Origin of the sequence: Sphingomonas oligoaromativorans, assembly GCF_011762195.1 — a bacterium.
In the GTDB taxonomy this organism is placed as follows: Bacteria; Pseudomonadota; Alphaproteobacteria; order Sphingomonadales; family Sphingomonadaceae; genus Solisphingomonas; species Solisphingomonas oligoaromativorans.
Window position 1 is genome coordinate 77,944 of sequence record NZ_JAASQK010000005.1, and the last position, 13,924, is coordinate 91,867.

The 13,924-nt window shown below is 68.3% G+C and carries 15 protein-coding genes; 5 read left to right on the plus strand and 10 right to left on the minus strand.

Translation table 11 applies throughout. The features are described from left to right. Positions 1 to 15 precede the first annotated feature (15 nt). The 4 genes from FHS98_RS11105 to bfr all read left to right on the plus strand — a co-directional run bounded on the left by FHS98_RS11105 (position 16) and on the right by bfr (position 2,371). Positions 16 to 216, plus strand: coding sequence for a hypothetical protein (locus FHS98_RS11105; RefSeq protein WP_167104463.1), 201 nt, complete (start codon positions 16 to 18; stop codon positions 214 to 216). A gap of 98 nt (positions 217 to 314) precedes the next feature. Beyond that, complete coding sequence (locus tag FHS98_RS11110; RefSeq protein WP_167104466.1) at positions 315 to 1,571, plus strand: DUF418 domain-containing protein; 1,257 nt, start codon at positions 315 to 317, stop codon at positions 1,569 to 1,571. Positions 1,572 to 1,603: 32 nt separating this feature from the next. Further along, complete coding sequence (locus FHS98_RS11115) at positions 1,604 to 1,774, plus strand: (2Fe-2S)-binding protein (RefSeq protein WP_167104469.1); 171 nt, start codon at positions 1,604 to 1,606, stop codon at positions 1,772 to 1,774. Between the two features lie 96 nt (positions 1,775 to 1,870). Next, a complete protein-coding gene (bfr, locus tag FHS98_RS11120; protein WP_167105377.1) occupies positions 1,871 to 2,371 on the plus strand; it encodes a bacterioferritin in 501 nt (166 codons plus the stop codon). 52 nt (positions 2,372 to 2,423) lie between these two features. Here the strand turns inward: bfr and FHS98_RS11125 are convergent, their stop codons facing one another. The 9 genes from FHS98_RS11125 to guaA form a co-directional block, all read right to left on the minus strand. Further along, positions 2,424 to 2,849, minus strand: coding sequence for an Hpt domain-containing protein (locus tag FHS98_RS11125; protein ID WP_208402239.1), 426 nt, complete (start codon positions 2,847 to 2,849; stop codon positions 2,424 to 2,426). Positions 2,850 to 2,919: 70 nt separating this feature from the next. Then, the gene (locus FHS98_RS11130) at positions 2,920 to 3,147 is read right to left on the minus strand and encodes a sulfurtransferase TusA family protein (protein WP_167104472.1); all 228 of its coding nucleotides are present in this window, start codon (positions 3,145 to 3,147) and stop codon (positions 2,920 to 2,922) included. Then, positions 3,144 to 4,526, minus strand: coding sequence for a ribosome biogenesis GTPase Der (gene der, locus FHS98_RS11135; RefSeq protein WP_167104474.1), 1,383 nt, complete (start codon positions 4,524 to 4,526; stop codon positions 3,144 to 3,146). Before der ends, FHS98_RS11130 begins: the two co-directional genes overlap by 4 nt. Positions 4,527 to 4,715: 189 nt before the next feature. Continuing rightward, a complete protein-coding gene (locus FHS98_RS11140) occupies positions 4,716 to 6,110 on the minus strand; it encodes an outer membrane protein assembly factor BamB family protein (protein ID WP_243847988.1) in 1,395 nt (464 codons plus the stop codon). A gap of 80 nt (positions 6,111 to 6,190) precedes the next feature. Further along, the gene (locus tag FHS98_RS11145; protein WP_167104480.1) at positions 6,191 to 6,889 is read right to left on the minus strand and encodes a tetratricopeptide repeat protein; all 699 of its coding nucleotides are present in this window, start codon (positions 6,887 to 6,889) and stop codon (positions 6,191 to 6,193) included. Positions 6,890 to 6,965: 76 nt separating this feature from the next. Further along, positions 6,966 to 7,838, minus strand: coding sequence for a 3-methyl-2-oxobutanoate hydroxymethyltransferase (gene panB / locus FHS98_RS11150; protein WP_167104483.1), 873 nt, complete (start codon positions 7,836 to 7,838; stop codon positions 6,966 to 6,968). A 50-nt stretch (positions 7,839 to 7,888) separates the two neighbouring features. Next, positions 7,889 to 8,242, minus strand: coding sequence for an ArsC family reductase (locus tag FHS98_RS11155; RefSeq protein WP_167104486.1), 354 nt, complete (start codon positions 8,240 to 8,242; stop codon positions 7,889 to 7,891). Beyond that, entirely contained in the window at positions 8,235 to 9,113 is an 879-nt protein-coding gene (gene bla / locus FHS98_RS11160) for a subclass B3 metallo-beta-lactamase (protein ID WP_167104489.1), read from the minus strand. The genes FHS98_RS11155 and bla overlap by 8 nt, the downstream gene beginning before the upstream one ends. 14 nt (positions 9,114 to 9,127) lie before the next feature. After that, entirely contained in the window at positions 9,128 to 10,690 is a 1,563-nt protein-coding gene (gene guaA / locus FHS98_RS11165; RefSeq protein WP_167104492.1) for a glutamine-hydrolyzing GMP synthase, read from the minus strand. 114 nt (positions 10,691 to 10,804) lie between these two features. Here guaA and FHS98_RS11170 point away from each other — a divergent pair, with 114 nt between their 5' ends. Then, positions 10,805 to 11,863, plus strand: a complete 1,059-nt coding sequence (locus FHS98_RS11170) for a methyl-accepting chemotaxis protein (RefSeq protein WP_167104495.1) — start codon at positions 10,805 to 10,807, stop codon at positions 11,861 to 11,863. Here the strand turns inward: FHS98_RS11170 and FHS98_RS11175 are convergent. Next, positions 11,860 to 13,923, minus strand: a complete 2,064-nt coding sequence (locus FHS98_RS11175; RefSeq protein ID WP_167104498.1) for a prolyl oligopeptidase family serine peptidase — start codon at positions 13,921 to 13,923, stop codon at positions 11,860 to 11,862. The genes FHS98_RS11170 and FHS98_RS11175 overlap by 4 nt on opposite strands. Between the last annotated feature and the right edge of the window lies 1 nt (position 13,924).

The window sequence follows — 13,924 nt, forward strand, 5'->3', positions numbered from 1 at the left end:
TCAGGGGAGAAGAGCATGATCCGTAAGCTGATGACCGCCGCCGCCGTCCTCGCGCTGACGAGCGCGCCCGCGTTCGCCGCGCCCTGCAAGGATGCCAAGGGCAAGTTCACCAAATGCCCGCCGGCCAAGGCCGCGCCGGCCACGCGGTGCAAGGACGCCAGGGGCAAGTTCGCCAAGTGCGGCACACCCGGCGCCACGCCCGTCAAGGGCAAGTGACCCGCCCGGCGGCCCGGTGAACGCCGGGCCGCCGGCTCCCTTCCCATCGAAGCGGCTCACCGCTTGACGGGCGCGCGGCGAACCGACAGGTCCGCGCCATGAACCCATCGCCGCGCCACGCCACGATCGACGGCCTTCGCGGGCTGGCGGTGATGGGCATCCTGCTCATGAACATCGCCGGCTTCGCCCTGCCGTCCGGCGCCTATTTCAATCCGCTGGCGGGCGGCGGCACCGGACCGGCCGATCTTGCCGTCTGGGCCGCGGGCTTCGTGCTTGTCGACGGCAAGATGCGCGCGCTCTTTTCGATCCTGTTCGGCGCCTCGACGCTGATCGTGGTCGAGCGCGCCGAAGCCGCCGGGCGCAGCGGCCCGCGCACCCACGGCCTGCGCATGGCGACGCTGGCGCTGTTCGGGGCCGCGCACCTGCTCTTCGTCTGGCCGGGCGACATCCTGCTCCATTATGCGCTGGTGGGCCTCATCGCCCTGCCCTTCGTGGCGCTGGAGAGCCGCCAGCAGCTTCGCATCGGGGTGATGCTGCTCCTGATCCAACTCGTCATCGGCGCGGCCTTCCTCGGCAGCTTCGTGGCGCTGCGCCACGCCGCCCAGCTTCCGGGCGCGGACGCCGCCACTGTCTCCGCCTGGCGGGACTTCGCGGCCGGTGTCGGCGTCGGTGCGCCCCAGGATGTCGCCAGAGAGATCGCACGCCTGCGCGGGCCATGGAGCGGCATCGTCGCCGACAATCTCTCCCACGCGCTCGATGGGCCGCTCTTCCTGCTCGCCTTCGACGGGCCGGAAACGCTGGGCTTCATGCTGATCGGCATGGCGGCGCTCCGTTCGGGCTTCCTCACCGGCCAGTGGACGCGCGGACGCTATCTGAAGGCCGCCGCGATCGGCTTCGCCATCGGGCTGCCGCCGACCGTCGCGCTCTGCTGGTGGTGCTTCCAGAGCGGCTTCGACACGCTCACCACCTTCGCGGCGGCGACCGAGGGCGGCATCCCCTTCCGCCCCATCCTCGCGCTCGCGGAAGCCAGCCTCGCGCTCGCATGGCTCGCGGGTGGCGAGAGCGGCCTCAAGGCCCGCCTGCGCGCCGCCGGGCGGATGGCGTTCAGCAATTATCTCGGCACCAGCCTCGCCATGACCTTCCTCTTCTACGGCTGGGGCCTCGGCCTGTTCGACCGACTCGGGCGGCTGGCGCTCTATCCCGTCGTGGCGCTCGTCTGGCTGTCGATGCTGCTGTGGAGCCCCGCCTGGCTCGCCCGTTATCGCTACGGCCCGCTCGAATGGGCATGGCGCTCGCTGGCGCGTGGAAAGGCCCAGCCGATGCGACGAACCGATATTGAGATTGTATCGCAATAGCCCTATAGAGGCTCCGTCGCCACGGAGGCCCTATGATCGTCTGTGTTTGCAACGCGTTGAAGGAGCGTGAAGTCCGCGAGGCAGCCCGCGCCGGTTGCCGGGATCCGCTGTCCGCCTACGCGTCGCTTGGTTGCCGCCCGCGCTGTGGCCAGTGCGTTCCCTTCGCCCGAGACCTGATCGCCACCGAGCAGCAGGACGGCTGACCTTCCTCCTGAGAACCGCTTGCGCGAGTCGTTCGCGGTGGGATTATCGCCCTACAAGCGGTAAAACGCCGGCTTTCCGAGGTATGGAGGCCGATGATGAAGGGCGACGCGAAGGTTATCGAGCTGCTGAACCTCGCGCTCAAGAATGAGCTGACGGCGGTCAACCAATATTGGCTGCATTATCGCCTGCTCGACAATTGGGGCGTTCAGAAGCTGGCCGATTTCGAGCGGCACGAATCGATCGACGAGATGAAGCACGCCGATCTGCTGGCCGAGCGCATCCTGTTCCTCGACGGCCTTCCCAATTTCCAGATGCTCGGCCGCCTGCGCGTCGGCGAGACGGTGGAGGAGATCCTCAAGGCGGACCTCGCCGCCGAGGAAGAGGCCGTGCCCGTGCTGCGCGAAGGCATCGTCCAGGCCGAAGCCGTGCGCGATTTCGTCAGCCGCGACCTGTTCGTGAAGATCCTCGCCAACGAGGAGGAGCATATCGACTATCTGGAGAAGCAGTTCGATCTCATCAAGCTGATGGGCATCCAGAACTATGTCCAGCTTCAGTCCAAGGCCGCCGACGAGGAAGGCACCACCACCGGCGATTGAGGGCAATCATTCCGTCGCGCCGCTCCCCTGGGGGCAGCGCGGCAAACCGGTGTCAGCGCTGGGCGATACCGAAGCCGCCGGCGGGCTTGCGGCCGAAAGCGGGGCGACGATCGGCGAGCGGACTCACCTCGCGATCGAACAGGCGCAGCGTGGCGTCGAACAGGGGGCGCAGCTCCACCACGCGCTCGATCAGCTCTTCGGGCGTCTCGCGGGCTTCCACGCAGCGGCGGGAGGTCATCTCGATCACTTCGGCCAGTGCCGCCAGCGGTTCGGCGCCGAACTGGCGCGATTCGCCCTTCAGCGTATGCGCGGGCAGCACGAGGGCGGCGGCATTCCGTTCCCGGATGGCCGCTTCGATCGCATCGACGGCCTTGGCGCCGTCTTCCCGGAAATAGCCGAGGATTCGCACGAAGCCGGTGCCCAGCTCCGCACGAACGCGGGCAAACGCGTTCCAATCGACCAGTTCGGCGGCTCCCATCGCCACGAGCAGATCCCCCAATACTCACACCTGTTGACACGCCTATGCAGCGTTTCGGGTAAAGAGAGGGTTACGCGCGATCCGCAATTAGTCGAAGGCCCGGCCCGATCGGGCTTTCGATATCGGAAAAGCGCCATCCGCGCTCGGTCGCGACGGCACCGATCTCGCGCGGGGCGGCGGGATCGTCGGCCACCGCGACGATGACCGCATCCTCCCCGGCCTCCCGGATCGCGCGCGCCACCCGAATCGCCGGCCAGGGACAGCGCAGGCCGCGCAGATCGAGCAGCGCCTCGCTCATTCCTCGCCGGGCTTCTTCGCCCCATAGGGGTTCTTCGGCGCGCGCAGCGTCAGCCGCACCGGCACCGCGCCGAAGCCCAGCTCCTTGCGGATGCCGTTGATGAGATAGCGCTGATAGCTCGTCGGGAGCTGATCGACGCGCGTGCCGAACAGCACGAAGCCCGGCGGGCGCGTCTTGGCCTGGGTGAGGAAGCGCAGCTTGATGCGCTTGCCGCCGGGCGCGGGCGGCGGGTTCTTCTCGACCGCCTTCTCGAACCAGCGGTTGAGCACGCCGGTCGACACGCGGCGCGACCACGCGTCGCGCGTCTCGAACGCGGCGCCGAGAAGCTGGTCCAGCCCCTTGCCGGTGGCCGCCGACACCGCGATCAGCGGCACGCCCTTCACCTGGCTGAGCCCCTCCTCCAGCGCCGCCTTGACGCCGTTGAACAGCGAGGACTGGTTCTCCGCCACATCCCACTTGTTGAGCGCGATGACGAGCGCACGGCCCTCTTCGAGCACCTTGTCGGCGATGCGCAGATCCTGCGCCTCCAGCCCGCGCGTGGCGTCGAGCAGCAGCACGACCACTTCGGCGAAATCCACCGCGCGCATCGTGTCGGAGGCGGAGAGCTTCTCCAGCTTGTCCTCGATCTTGGCCTTCTTGCGCAGCCCGGCCGTGTCGATCAGGCGGACGTCGCGGATGCGGCCGTCGGGGCTGGGCCACTGCCAGTCGACCGCGATCGAATCGCGGGTGATGCCGGCTTCCGGGCCGGTAATCATCCGGTCCTCGCCCAGCATCGTGTTGACCAGCGTCGACTTGCCGGCGTTCGGGCGGCCGACGATGGCCAGCTTGAGGATGGCGTCGGGGTTGTCGTCCCCCTCCTCTTCCTCCTCGAAATCCTCGCGGTCGACATAGGGGAGCAGCGCCGTGAACAGGTCGCCCATGCCCTCGCCATGCTCGGCCGAGAGCGCGATCGGATCGCCGAGGCCGAGGCCGAAGCTCTCATAGACGCCGGGCTCCGCCGCCTTCCCTTCCGCCTTGTTGCAGACGAGGATGATCGGCGTATCCGAACCGCGCAGCCAGTTCGCCACGGTTTCGTCGAGCGGGGTCACGCCGGCGCGGGCGTCGATCATGAACAGCGCCGCGTCGGCCTGCGCGACGGCGGCCTCCGTCTGCGCGCGCATTCGGCCGGGCAGCGACTGCGGATCGTCGCTCTCGAAACCGGCGGTGTCGACCACCTTGAACGACACGCCCAGAAGCTCGGCGTCGCCCTCGCGACGGTCGCGCGTCACGCCGGGGCGATCGTCGACCAGCGCGATGCGCTTGCCGACGAGGCGGTTGAACAGGGTCGACTTGCCGACATTCGGCCGGCCGATGATCGCGACGGTGGGCAGCTTCGCCATACTATCTCCGCAGCCGGCTTGACCGTCGTTCGCAGTCCAGCGATCGACGCCCGGCGGCACTTCCATAAAGCCAATCCGCCCCAGGTCGAAGCGGTTCGCGCTTCGCCCTAGGGCGTGATGACGGTTTTGGCCATGGGGCGGAGGAATAAGCCGCGCCCCAGGCCGATTCAGCCCAGGACGTCCGGGAACCTAGCGCCAGGCCGACAGCTTGCCGTCGCTGGAGAGCAGATACATCGTGCCCGCCGCCACCACCGGCGGCAGCGTGAAGGGCTTTTTGCTCACCTGCCGGATGGTCTGCACCTTGCCGTCGGCGACCGACACATAGGCGAGCTCACCGAGCGAATTGGTGAGGATCAGGCGGCCGCCCGCCAGCACCGGGCCGTTCCAGAAGACGAGCTTGTTCTTCTTGTCCGGGTTCTTCCAGTGCTTGAGCTGGGTCGACCAGCGGATCTTACCCGTGGTGCGCTGGATGCAGTAGAGACGCGCATCGTCGCCCACCATGAACAGCCAGTCGCCGCCGAGCGCCGGGGTCGAGATGCCGCCGACATTGATTTCCCACAGGCGCTGGCCGGTCACGAGATCGAGCGCCACCATGCGACCGCCCGCGCCCACGGCATAGACGCGCGTGTCGTCCACCACCGGGCTCGCGTCGACGTCGGTGACGTCGCCCACCGTCGTGGACATGCTGGTGCGGGTCAGCGCGTCCTGCCACACGACGCGGCCATTCTCGTAGCGATAGGCGTCGAGATCGCCCGACGAATACCCCGCGATGACGGTGCTGTGCGCGATGGCGGGCGCCGCCGCGCCGAACACGCCGGCCGTCTCCAGCGGGCCGCTCGCGGTCCACTGGGTGGAGCCATCGGCGAGGCTGAGCGCGAAGAGCTGGTTGTCCTGGCTCATCACATAGGCCGAGCCGCCGGCGATCGAGGGCGCACCGCGCAGCGGGCCGCCCGGCGTCACCTTCCAGCCGATCTTGCCGGTCGCCGCGTCGAGCTGCGCGACGTCGCCGAGGCCGGTCGTCGCATAAAGCTTGCCATCATCGAAGCTGACGCCGCCGCCGAACAGCGAGGCGGTGTAACGCTTGTGCTCCTTGCGGCCGAGCAGCCCCATCACGCCCGCCTGCTTGAGCGCCGGCCCCATCTTGCCCTTGATCTGCACCGACCATAACTGCCGCCCGGTCTGCGCGTCGAACGAGCGGACATTGGCCATGGTGTCGATCACATAGACATGACCGTTGGCGATCACCGGCGTCGCCGCGAGGCGCTCATTCTTGCCGGCCTTGCTGAGCTGCGCCATCCAGACGCGGCCAGGATTTTCGGCCAGCGCGACATTGCCCATCGCCTTCTGCGCATCGCCGCCCGGCTGCATCCACATCGCATTCGCGTCGGCCGCCGGCACGGTGACCGGCATCGCGGAGATCGAAGCGTCGGTGCCCGCGCTGCTTTCCACGGTCAGCACGGGGATGCGCTCGCCCAGCACGGCCGTCTTCGGCCTTTTGTCGCCACCGTGGAAGATGCCGCAGCCCGACAGCAGCGTCGCCGCCGTGAGCGCCGCCCCGAGCGAAGCCCGCTTTCGATCCGTCAATCCCCGCCCCATCATGTTCGTCTCACATCCATGTCCAGGCCCCGGGCTCCCCGCCCGCCGGGCCACGCGGCAAGCCGCAATCAGGAATCCGCGCTGTCGGTAGGCTGAACGGCGTCGACGCCGAGATCGGCCGCAAGCTGCGACACGCGCGCGCGCAGCGAGCGCGGGACCGACTTGTCCCTGGCGATCGCGGCGAAGAGCGCGCCGGCCTGCTTGGGCTGGTTCAGCTTCATATAGGCGATGCCGCTCATCTCGCCGGCGCTGCCGAACCACGGGTTGCCGGGCACGGCGAGCGGCTTCAGGCGCTTGACCACCTCGGCGGGCGGCAGCTTGTCGAAGTCGAGCGTCGTGCCGCGCAGCACGGCGACGTCGCGAAGCTGCTGCGGAACGCTGCCATCGGCGGCGATCCCGGCAAAGGCGGCGGAGGCCTCCGGCAGCTTGCCGTCGCGCACCAGCATGTCGGCGAGCAGCATCCGCGAGAGCGGCGCATAACCCTTCGAGCCTTCGTCCGCGAGCGCCTGGAGCTGCTTGCGGGCATCGGCTTCGTTGCCGGCGGTGAGCGAGGACATCGCCTGGACGATCTTCTCGCCCTTCTCGCCGGCGATATCCTGCTGATGCGAGCGCCACCACAAGGTGCCGCCGAACGCGATCAGCGCAAGCAGCACGATGACGCCGACGATCACGCCATACCGGCGCGCGGCCTTCTCGACGCGCTCGCGCCGAACCTCGTCGTCCACCTCGCGGAAGAAGGCTTCATTGCTCTGCGGGGTGAGTGCCAATCAACATCTCCATGGGGCGACAAGGCCCGAAAACGCGGCGGACCTTAGCGGCGCGCGCGCGGGAACGGAACAGCTATCACTTGGGGGCGTATGTTTCCGCCGCCGTCGGGAAGGCGCGGGCGCGGACTTCGCCCGCATAAGCCTCCGCCGCAGCCGCGATACGCGGCGCCAGATCGTCATAGCGCTTCACGAAACGGGCAGTGCGCTCGAACATGCCCAGCATGTCGTCGATCACCAGCACCTGCCCGTCACATTGGGCGGACGCGCCGATGCCGATGGTGGGGCAGGCGATTTCCTGCGTGATGAGGGCGGCGATCGGCTCGACCACGCCCTCGATCACCAGCGTGAAGGCACCGGCATCCGCGATGGCGCGCGCGTCGCGGACGATCTTCTCGGCCTCCGCCTCGCTGCGGCCGCGCGCGGCATAGCCGCCGAGCACGTTCACCGCCTGCGGAGTGAGGCCGACATGTCCCACAACGGGAATCCCGCGCGCCGAGAGAAAGGCGACCGTCTCGGCCATCGCCTCCCCGCCCTCGAGCTTCACGGCCGCAGCCCCCGTCTCCTTGAGGAGACGCGACGCCGACCGGAACGCCTGCTCGGGCGAGGCCTCATAGCTGCCGAACGGCATGTCGATGGCGACGACGCTGTGCCAGCTCCCGCGCACGACGGCGGCGCCATGGGCGCACATCATCTCCATGCTGACCGGAATGGTCGACGGCAGGCCGTAGATCACCTGCCCCAGACTGTCGCCGACCAGCAGCATGTCGCAATGCGGATCGAGGATCTGCGCCATGCGCGCCGTATAGGCGGTGAGCATCACGATCGGCTCGGCGACGGGCTGCCCCTGCGTCTTGCGGCCGCGAATCGCGGGGACGGTCAGGCGCTTGACCGGCGCTGGCGTCGGGTTCGCCCGGCTGGTCGAGGTGTCGAGCGTGAAGGTCGTGGACATGGCCTTGGACTAGCGGCTTCGGCGCTCAGGGGCAAATCGCCGGGCGGCGATCAGGCCAGCGCCTCGGCATAATGTTCCGCCTTGAAGCCGACCAGCGTGCGCCCGCCGAGATCGAGCACCGGACGCTTAATCATGGACGGCTGGGCCAGCATCAGGTCGATCGCCTTGTCGGCGTCGATCCCCTCGCGATCGGCATCGGGAAGCTTGCGGAAGGTCGTGCCGGTGCGGTTGAGGATCTTCTCCCAGCCATGCTCGGCCACCCAGCCCGACAGCGTCACACGGTCGATGCCGGCGGCCTTGTAATCGTGGAAACCGTAGGCGACGCCATGTTCGTCGAGCCAGTTGCGGGCCTTCTTCATCGTGTCGCAGGCCTTGATGCCGTAGATGGTGATCGCGTCAGTCATGGTTCGTCTTTTGCTGTTTCTGGAGCGCGGTGGCGAAATCGGCGCGGGACTTGGCGACGATCCGCCCGAGCAGCGCCGGATCGACCAGCGCACCGCGACGGGCACGGCCGATCACGTCCGCCACCTCGGGATGGGCGGGCAGCACCACATCTGCCTTCATCGCGCCGAGCCTGTCGAAGCTCCTGCGGAAATCGCCGACGATGCCGGGATAGGCCTTGTTCCCGACCAGCCTGTTGCCCGCGACGCTCACGCTGCACGGGAAGACGATGGCCAGCGGCCGCCCCTTCTCGCGCACCTGCATGGTCCAGCTCGTGCAGCCCGGCGTGTGGCCGGGCGTGGCGCGGGCGGTGAGCGTGACGCCGCCCAGCGTCACCCGGTCACCATCCCGGATCGGCCGATCGACATGCACCGGCGGATAGGGCCTGGGCGTGTAGAGCACCTCGCCGGGCGAGCGCCCCCGTTCCAGGGCCGCGACGTCGCCCGCGCCCGCCGCCACCTTCGCGCCGCTGTCGCGCGCCAGCGCCGCCACGGCGCCGGCATGATCGAAATGGGCGTGGCTGACGAAAATCCACTTCACGCCATGGATCGGCACGCCCATCGCCTCGATATGCTGGCGGATCATCGCGGCGTTCGGCTCCGGCGTGCCGTCGATGAGGATGGCGCCGGCGGGAGTGTGGATCAGATAGGCCGCGATCCCGGCGCTGCCGACATAGTCGATCGGCCCGATCAGATGGAACGGCGCGATCGGCTGGGTCCAGTTGGCGGGATCGGGCGTGTCGGCCGCCACGGGGGCAGCGGACAGAAGCACGGCAAGCAGCGCCGCGCGGCGGCAGATGCCGCCGAATGAAGCGAAGGAATGCCCCCTGGACATTCCCGCTTTCCGCTTCACTCCCACTCGATCGTCCCCGGCGGCTTCGACGTGAAGTCGTAGACCACGCGGTTGATGCCCTGCACCTCGTTGACGATGCGGGTCGCCACCCGGCTCAGGAAGCCAGCGTCGAACGGATAGACGTCCGCCGTCATGCCGTCGACCGAGGTGACCGCGCGCAGGCCGCACACCGAATCATAGGTGCGGTGATCGCCCATCACGCCGACGGTGCGCACCGGCAGCAGCACCGCGAAAGCCTGCCAGATCGCATCGTAGAGCCCGGCGTTGCGGATCTCTTCGAGATAGATGGCGTCGGCCTTGCGCAGGATGTCGCAACGCTCCTTCGTCACCTCGCCGGGGATGCGGATCGCGAGGCCCGGTCCGGGGAACGGGTGGCGGCCGACGAAGGCCTCGGTCAGGCCCAGTTCGCGGCCGAGCAGGCGGACCTCGTCCTTGAACAGCTCGCGCAGCGGCTCGACCAGCTTGAGGTTCATCCGCTCCGGCAGGCCGCCGACATTGTGGTGGCTCTTGATCGTGACGGAAGGCCCGCCGGTGAAGCTGACGCTCTCGATCACGTCCGGGTAGAGCGTGCCCTGCGCCAGGAACTCGGCGCCGCCGATCTTCTTCGCCTCGGTCTCGAACACCTCGATGAAGGTCTTGCCGATGAACTTGCGCTTGGCCTCGGGATCGGTGACGCCCTCCAGCCCCTTCATGAACAGCGTCTCGGCATCCACATGGATGAGCGGGATATTGTAGTGGTTGCGGAACAGCGAGACGACCTGCTCGCTCTCGCCGGCGCGCATCAGGCCGTGATCGACATAGACGCAGGTGAGCTGATCCCCAATCGCCTCGTGGATCAGCACCGCCGCGACCGACGAGTCGACGCCGCCCGACAGGCCGCAGATCACCTTGCCCTTGCCGACCTGCTGGCGGATTTCCTCGATCTTGGCGGCGCGGAAGCCGGCCATCGACCAGTCGCCCTCCAGCCCGCAGACATGGCGGACGAAGTTGGCGATCAGCTTGCCGCCATCGGGCGTGTGGACCACCTCGGGGTGGAACTGCACGCCGTAGAAGCGGCGGCTCTCGTCCGCCGTGATGGCGAAGGGCGCGCCCTCGGAGACCGCGATCGGGTGGAAGCCCTCCGGCAGGCGCGTCACCTTGTCGCCATGGCTCATCCAGACCTGATGGCGCTCGCCCTCCTGCCAGAGCCCGTCGAACAGCGCCGAGCGGTCCTTCACCTCGACGAAGGCGCGGCCGAACTCGCCGCCCTCGCCCGAAACGACCACTTCGCCGCCAAGCTGCTTGCACATCGTCTGCTGGCCATAGCAGATGCCGAGGATCGGCAGCCCCGCCTCGAAGAAGCGCTGCGGCGCGGAGGGCGCGTTCTCCTCCGTCACCGAAGCAGGCCCGCCCGAGAAGATCAGGCCGGCGGGCTTCAGCCGGTCGAACGCGGCATCGGCGGACTGGAAGGGCGCGATCTCGCAATAGACGCCCGCTTCACGCACGCGACGCGCGATGAGCTGGGTCACCTGGCTGCCGAAATCGACGATGAGGATGCAGTCTTGCGGGGTGACGGTCATGGCGAGCCCCTAAAGCGCGAGGCCTCCCCTGTCCAGCCGCGGCGGCATGGTCAACGCTTCGTTTACATATGGGACTTAAGTCGAACGACAACAGTTTCGGTGGGGGATTCCCGAATGCCGCGTCGTATCCGCTCGCTGCTCTCCACGCTCCGCGAGGAGGTGCAGCATTACGCCTCCGAAACGGAGGCGATCGCCGGGCGGACCAATCTGCTGGCGCTCAACGCCACGATCGAGGCGGCGCGCTCGGGCGAGGCCGGGCGCGGCTTCTCGGTGGTGGCGCAGGAGGTGAAGGCGCTGGCCGGCCAGGCCCGCTCCAGCGCGGCCAATTTCCGCGCCGAGGTGCTCGATCGCCTCGCGCAGGGCGCCCATATCGCGGACGAGCTGGTCGGCGAGGTGGAGGGCGCGCGCCTCGCCGAGCTGGCCCAGTCGATCATCCAGACGGTCGCACGCTCGCTTTATGATCGCTCGATCGACGTGCGGATGCTGGCGACCGATCCCGCCGTGGTCGCGGGCGCGGCAGAGGCGCTCACCGATCCGGTGGCGGAGCAACGCGCGCTCGACCGGCTGCGCGCGATGCTCCATTTCTCGCCCTATTTCCTCAACGCCTTCGTCGCCGACAACAAGGGCAATATCGTCGCCTGCGCCCACGCCAATGCCGAGGTCCGCACCCACAATCTGCGCAACGAGCCGCAGTACAACATGGCGCTCGCCGCGATGGGCATGGATGACTGGTTCACCGACGAGGTGTGGGAGAATCCCTTCTCCAACAATCGCCATGTGCTGATCTATGTCGCCCCGATCCGGCAGGATGGGCGCAATGTCGGCGTCTGCTATCTCGAATATGACTGGCAGGGGCAGGCCGACGCGATCCTCCACAGTATCGGGCAGGCGAACGCCAACGCGCTGGTCAGCATCGTCGACGAGCAGGATCGGGTGGTGGCCACCACGGGCCACTACGCCTTCAACGAGCTGCTCCGTATCGCGGGCGCCGGCCTCGCCGAGGGGCGCCATGTCGAGACGCGGGACGAATCGATCGTCGCACAGGCGATGGCGATCCCGGCCAACGGCTTCGATGGCCTCAAGCTGCGCTGCGTGATCGAACAGCGCGTGCCGGGCGAGCGCGAGATCGCCGAAATGCTATCCGGCACGCAGGAAGCGGCAAAGGCCGCCTAGAGTCGCAGGCCCGACCAATAGGCGGCAAACGCCCAGAGGTCTGCGATCTCCTCGATCTGCTTGGCGAGCGGCTTGCCCGCGCCATGGCCGGCCCGCGTCTCGATGCGGATCAGGTGAGGCCTCGGCCCGATGTCCGCGGCCTGGAGCGCGGCGGCATATTTGAAGCTGTGCGCCGGCACCACGCGATCGTCGGTATCGGCGGTGGCGATCAGGATCGCGGGATAGTCCGCCCCGTGGCAGATATTGTGGATCGGCGAATAGCCGAGCAGCGTCGCGAAATCCTCCTCCACGCCCGGATCGCCATAATCGTCGATCCAGTAGCGCCCCGCCGTGAAGCGATGGAAGCGCAGCATGTCATGCACGCCCACCCCCGGCAGCGCCGCCGCGAACAGGTCCGGCCGCTGGTTGGTGACGGCAGCGACGAGCAGCCCGCCATTGGAATGGCCGTGGACGACGAGCCCGTTCCGCGCCGCGATCCCCCGCGCCATCAGATGCTCGGCGGCGGCGATGAAGTCGTCGAACACATTCTGCTTGTTGGCGCGGCGACCGGCGTCGTGCCAGGCCTTGCCATATTCGCCCCCGCCCCGGATGTTGGCGACGGCATAGACGCCGCCCATCGCCGCCCAGCCGAGCGCGGCCGGCGAGAAGCCCGGCGTCAGCGAGATCTCGAATCCGCCATAGCCATAGAGGATCGTCGGCGCGGGCGAGACGACATCGCGACGGCGCAGCACGAAGATCGGCACCACCGTGCCGTCCTTCGACGTGCAGGCGGTCTGCTCGACGACGAACTCCGCCGGATCGAAGGAGAGCGGCGGGCGCGCGAACATGCTCGTCGCACCGGTGGCGACGTCGAGACGGTGGATTTCCGTCGGCCGGTCATAGCTGGTGAAGGCGAAGAAGGCCTCCGGGTCGCCGCCCTCCCCGTCCATCGCCGCGATCGCGCCGACGGCGGGCAGGCCGACATGGTCCATCAGCCGCCCTTCGAGGTCATAGACGCGCAGCTCGCTCGCCACGTCGCGCAGGACGGAGACGAGCAGCCGATCACCGACCAGCCGCGCATCGGCGATCAGATCATGCCCCTCGGCGACGATCTCGCGGCGGCGGCGCATCTCGGATGCGACATCGATCGAGACGATGCGGCGGCGCGGCGCCTCCAGATCGGTGACGAAATAGAAGAGGTCGCCGGCCGCGCCCGCCAGCCGCCAGTCATTCTCCAGCCCGCGCACCAGCGTGCGGGATTGCAGCTTCTCGGCGGTGAGATCGATCAGCGTCAGCTCGGTGCGGACCTCCGTCCCTTCGGCGGACGAGATCAGCAGCCAGCGCCCGTCCTGCGTCACTTCCGCGACATGGGTGAGGCGCGGACGATCCGGCGTCGCATAAACGAGGAAGTCCTGCTCCTGACGCGTGCCGAGGCGGTGGAACCACACCGAATGATCGAGGTTCGAGGCCTGATGCTCCGCCCCCGCCTCCGGCTCGGGGAAACGCGAGTAGAAGAAGCCCGAGCCATTGCCCGCCCAGGCGAGCCCACTGAACTTCACCCAATGCACCTCGTCGGACAGCGTCTCGCCGCCGTCAACGTCGAGGACGCGAACCGTCCGCCAGTCGCTGCCGCCATCCTGCACGGCATAAGCGATGCGACGGCCGTCGCGCGACACTTCCCACTCGCCGAGCGCGGTCGCGCCATCCTCGGACCAATGGTTCGGATCGATCAACACGCGCGGTTCGGCGGCGAGCCTGTCGCGCATGCAGAGTACCGGCTGCGCATCCAGCCCGCTGTTGCGCAGATGGAAATAGCGCCCGCCCCGCTTGAGCAGCAGCGACACGCGCTCGTAATTCCACAGCCGCGTCAGCCGCTCGCGGATCGCCTCGCGGCCGGGCAGCTTCGCGAGATAGGCTTCGGTCAGCCCCGCCTCGGCCTCCACCCACGCCCGCACCCGCTCATCATGACGGACATCGCCCTCCAGCCAGCGGTAGGGATCGCTGACCGTCCGGCCAAACAGCGTGTCGACGATGTCGCCACGCGTCGTCGGGGGATAGGCGATCGGTCCGTCCGGGCTCATC

Coding starts and splice junctions, on each gene's coding strand:
- FHS98_RS11130 (WP_167104472.1), bottom strand. CDS start 3,147: ATGAGCGAGGCGCTGCTCGATCTGCGCGGCCTGCGCTGTCCCTGGCCG.
- FHS98_RS11175 (WP_167104498.1), bottom strand. CDS start 13,923: ATGAGCCCGGACGGACCGATCGCCTATCCCCCGACGACGCGTGGCGAC.
- FHS98_RS11105 (WP_167104463.1), top strand. CDS start 16: ATGATCCGTAAGCTGATGACCGCCGCCGCCGTCCTCGCGCTGACGAGC.
- FHS98_RS11170 (WP_167104495.1), top strand. CDS start 10,805: ATGCCGCGTCGTATCCGCTCGCTGCTCTCCACGCTCCGCGAGGAGGTG.
- FHS98_RS11110 (WP_167104466.1), top strand. CDS start 315: ATGAACCCATCGCCGCGCCACGCCACGATCGACGGCCTTCGCGGGCTG.
- panB (WP_167104483.1), bottom strand. CDS start 7,838: ATGTCCACGACCTTCACGCTCGACACCTCGACCAGCCGGGCGAACCCG.
- bla (WP_167104489.1), bottom strand. CDS start 9,113: ATGTCCAGGGGGCATTCCTTCGCTTCATTCGGCGGCATCTGCCGCCGC.
- der (WP_167104474.1), bottom strand. CDS start 4,526: ATGGCGAAGCTGCCCACCGTCGCGATCATCGGCCGGCCGAATGTCGGC.
- FHS98_RS11115 (WP_167104469.1), top strand. CDS start 1,604: ATGATCGTCTGTGTTTGCAACGCGTTGAAGGAGCGTGAAGTCCGCGAG.
- guaA (WP_167104492.1), bottom strand. CDS start 10,690: ATGACCGTCACCCCGCAAGACTGCATCCTCATCGTCGATTTCGGCAGC.
- bfr (WP_167105377.1), top strand. CDS start 1,871: ATGAAGGGCGACGCGAAGGTTATCGAGCTGCTGAACCTCGCGCTCAAG.
- FHS98_RS11155 (WP_167104486.1), bottom strand. CDS start 8,242: ATGACTGACGCGATCACCATCTACGGCATCAAGGCCTGCGACACGATG.
- FHS98_RS11125 (WP_208402239.1), bottom strand. CDS start 2,849: ATGGGAGCCGCCGAACTGGTCGATTGGAACGCGTTTGCCCGCGTTCGT.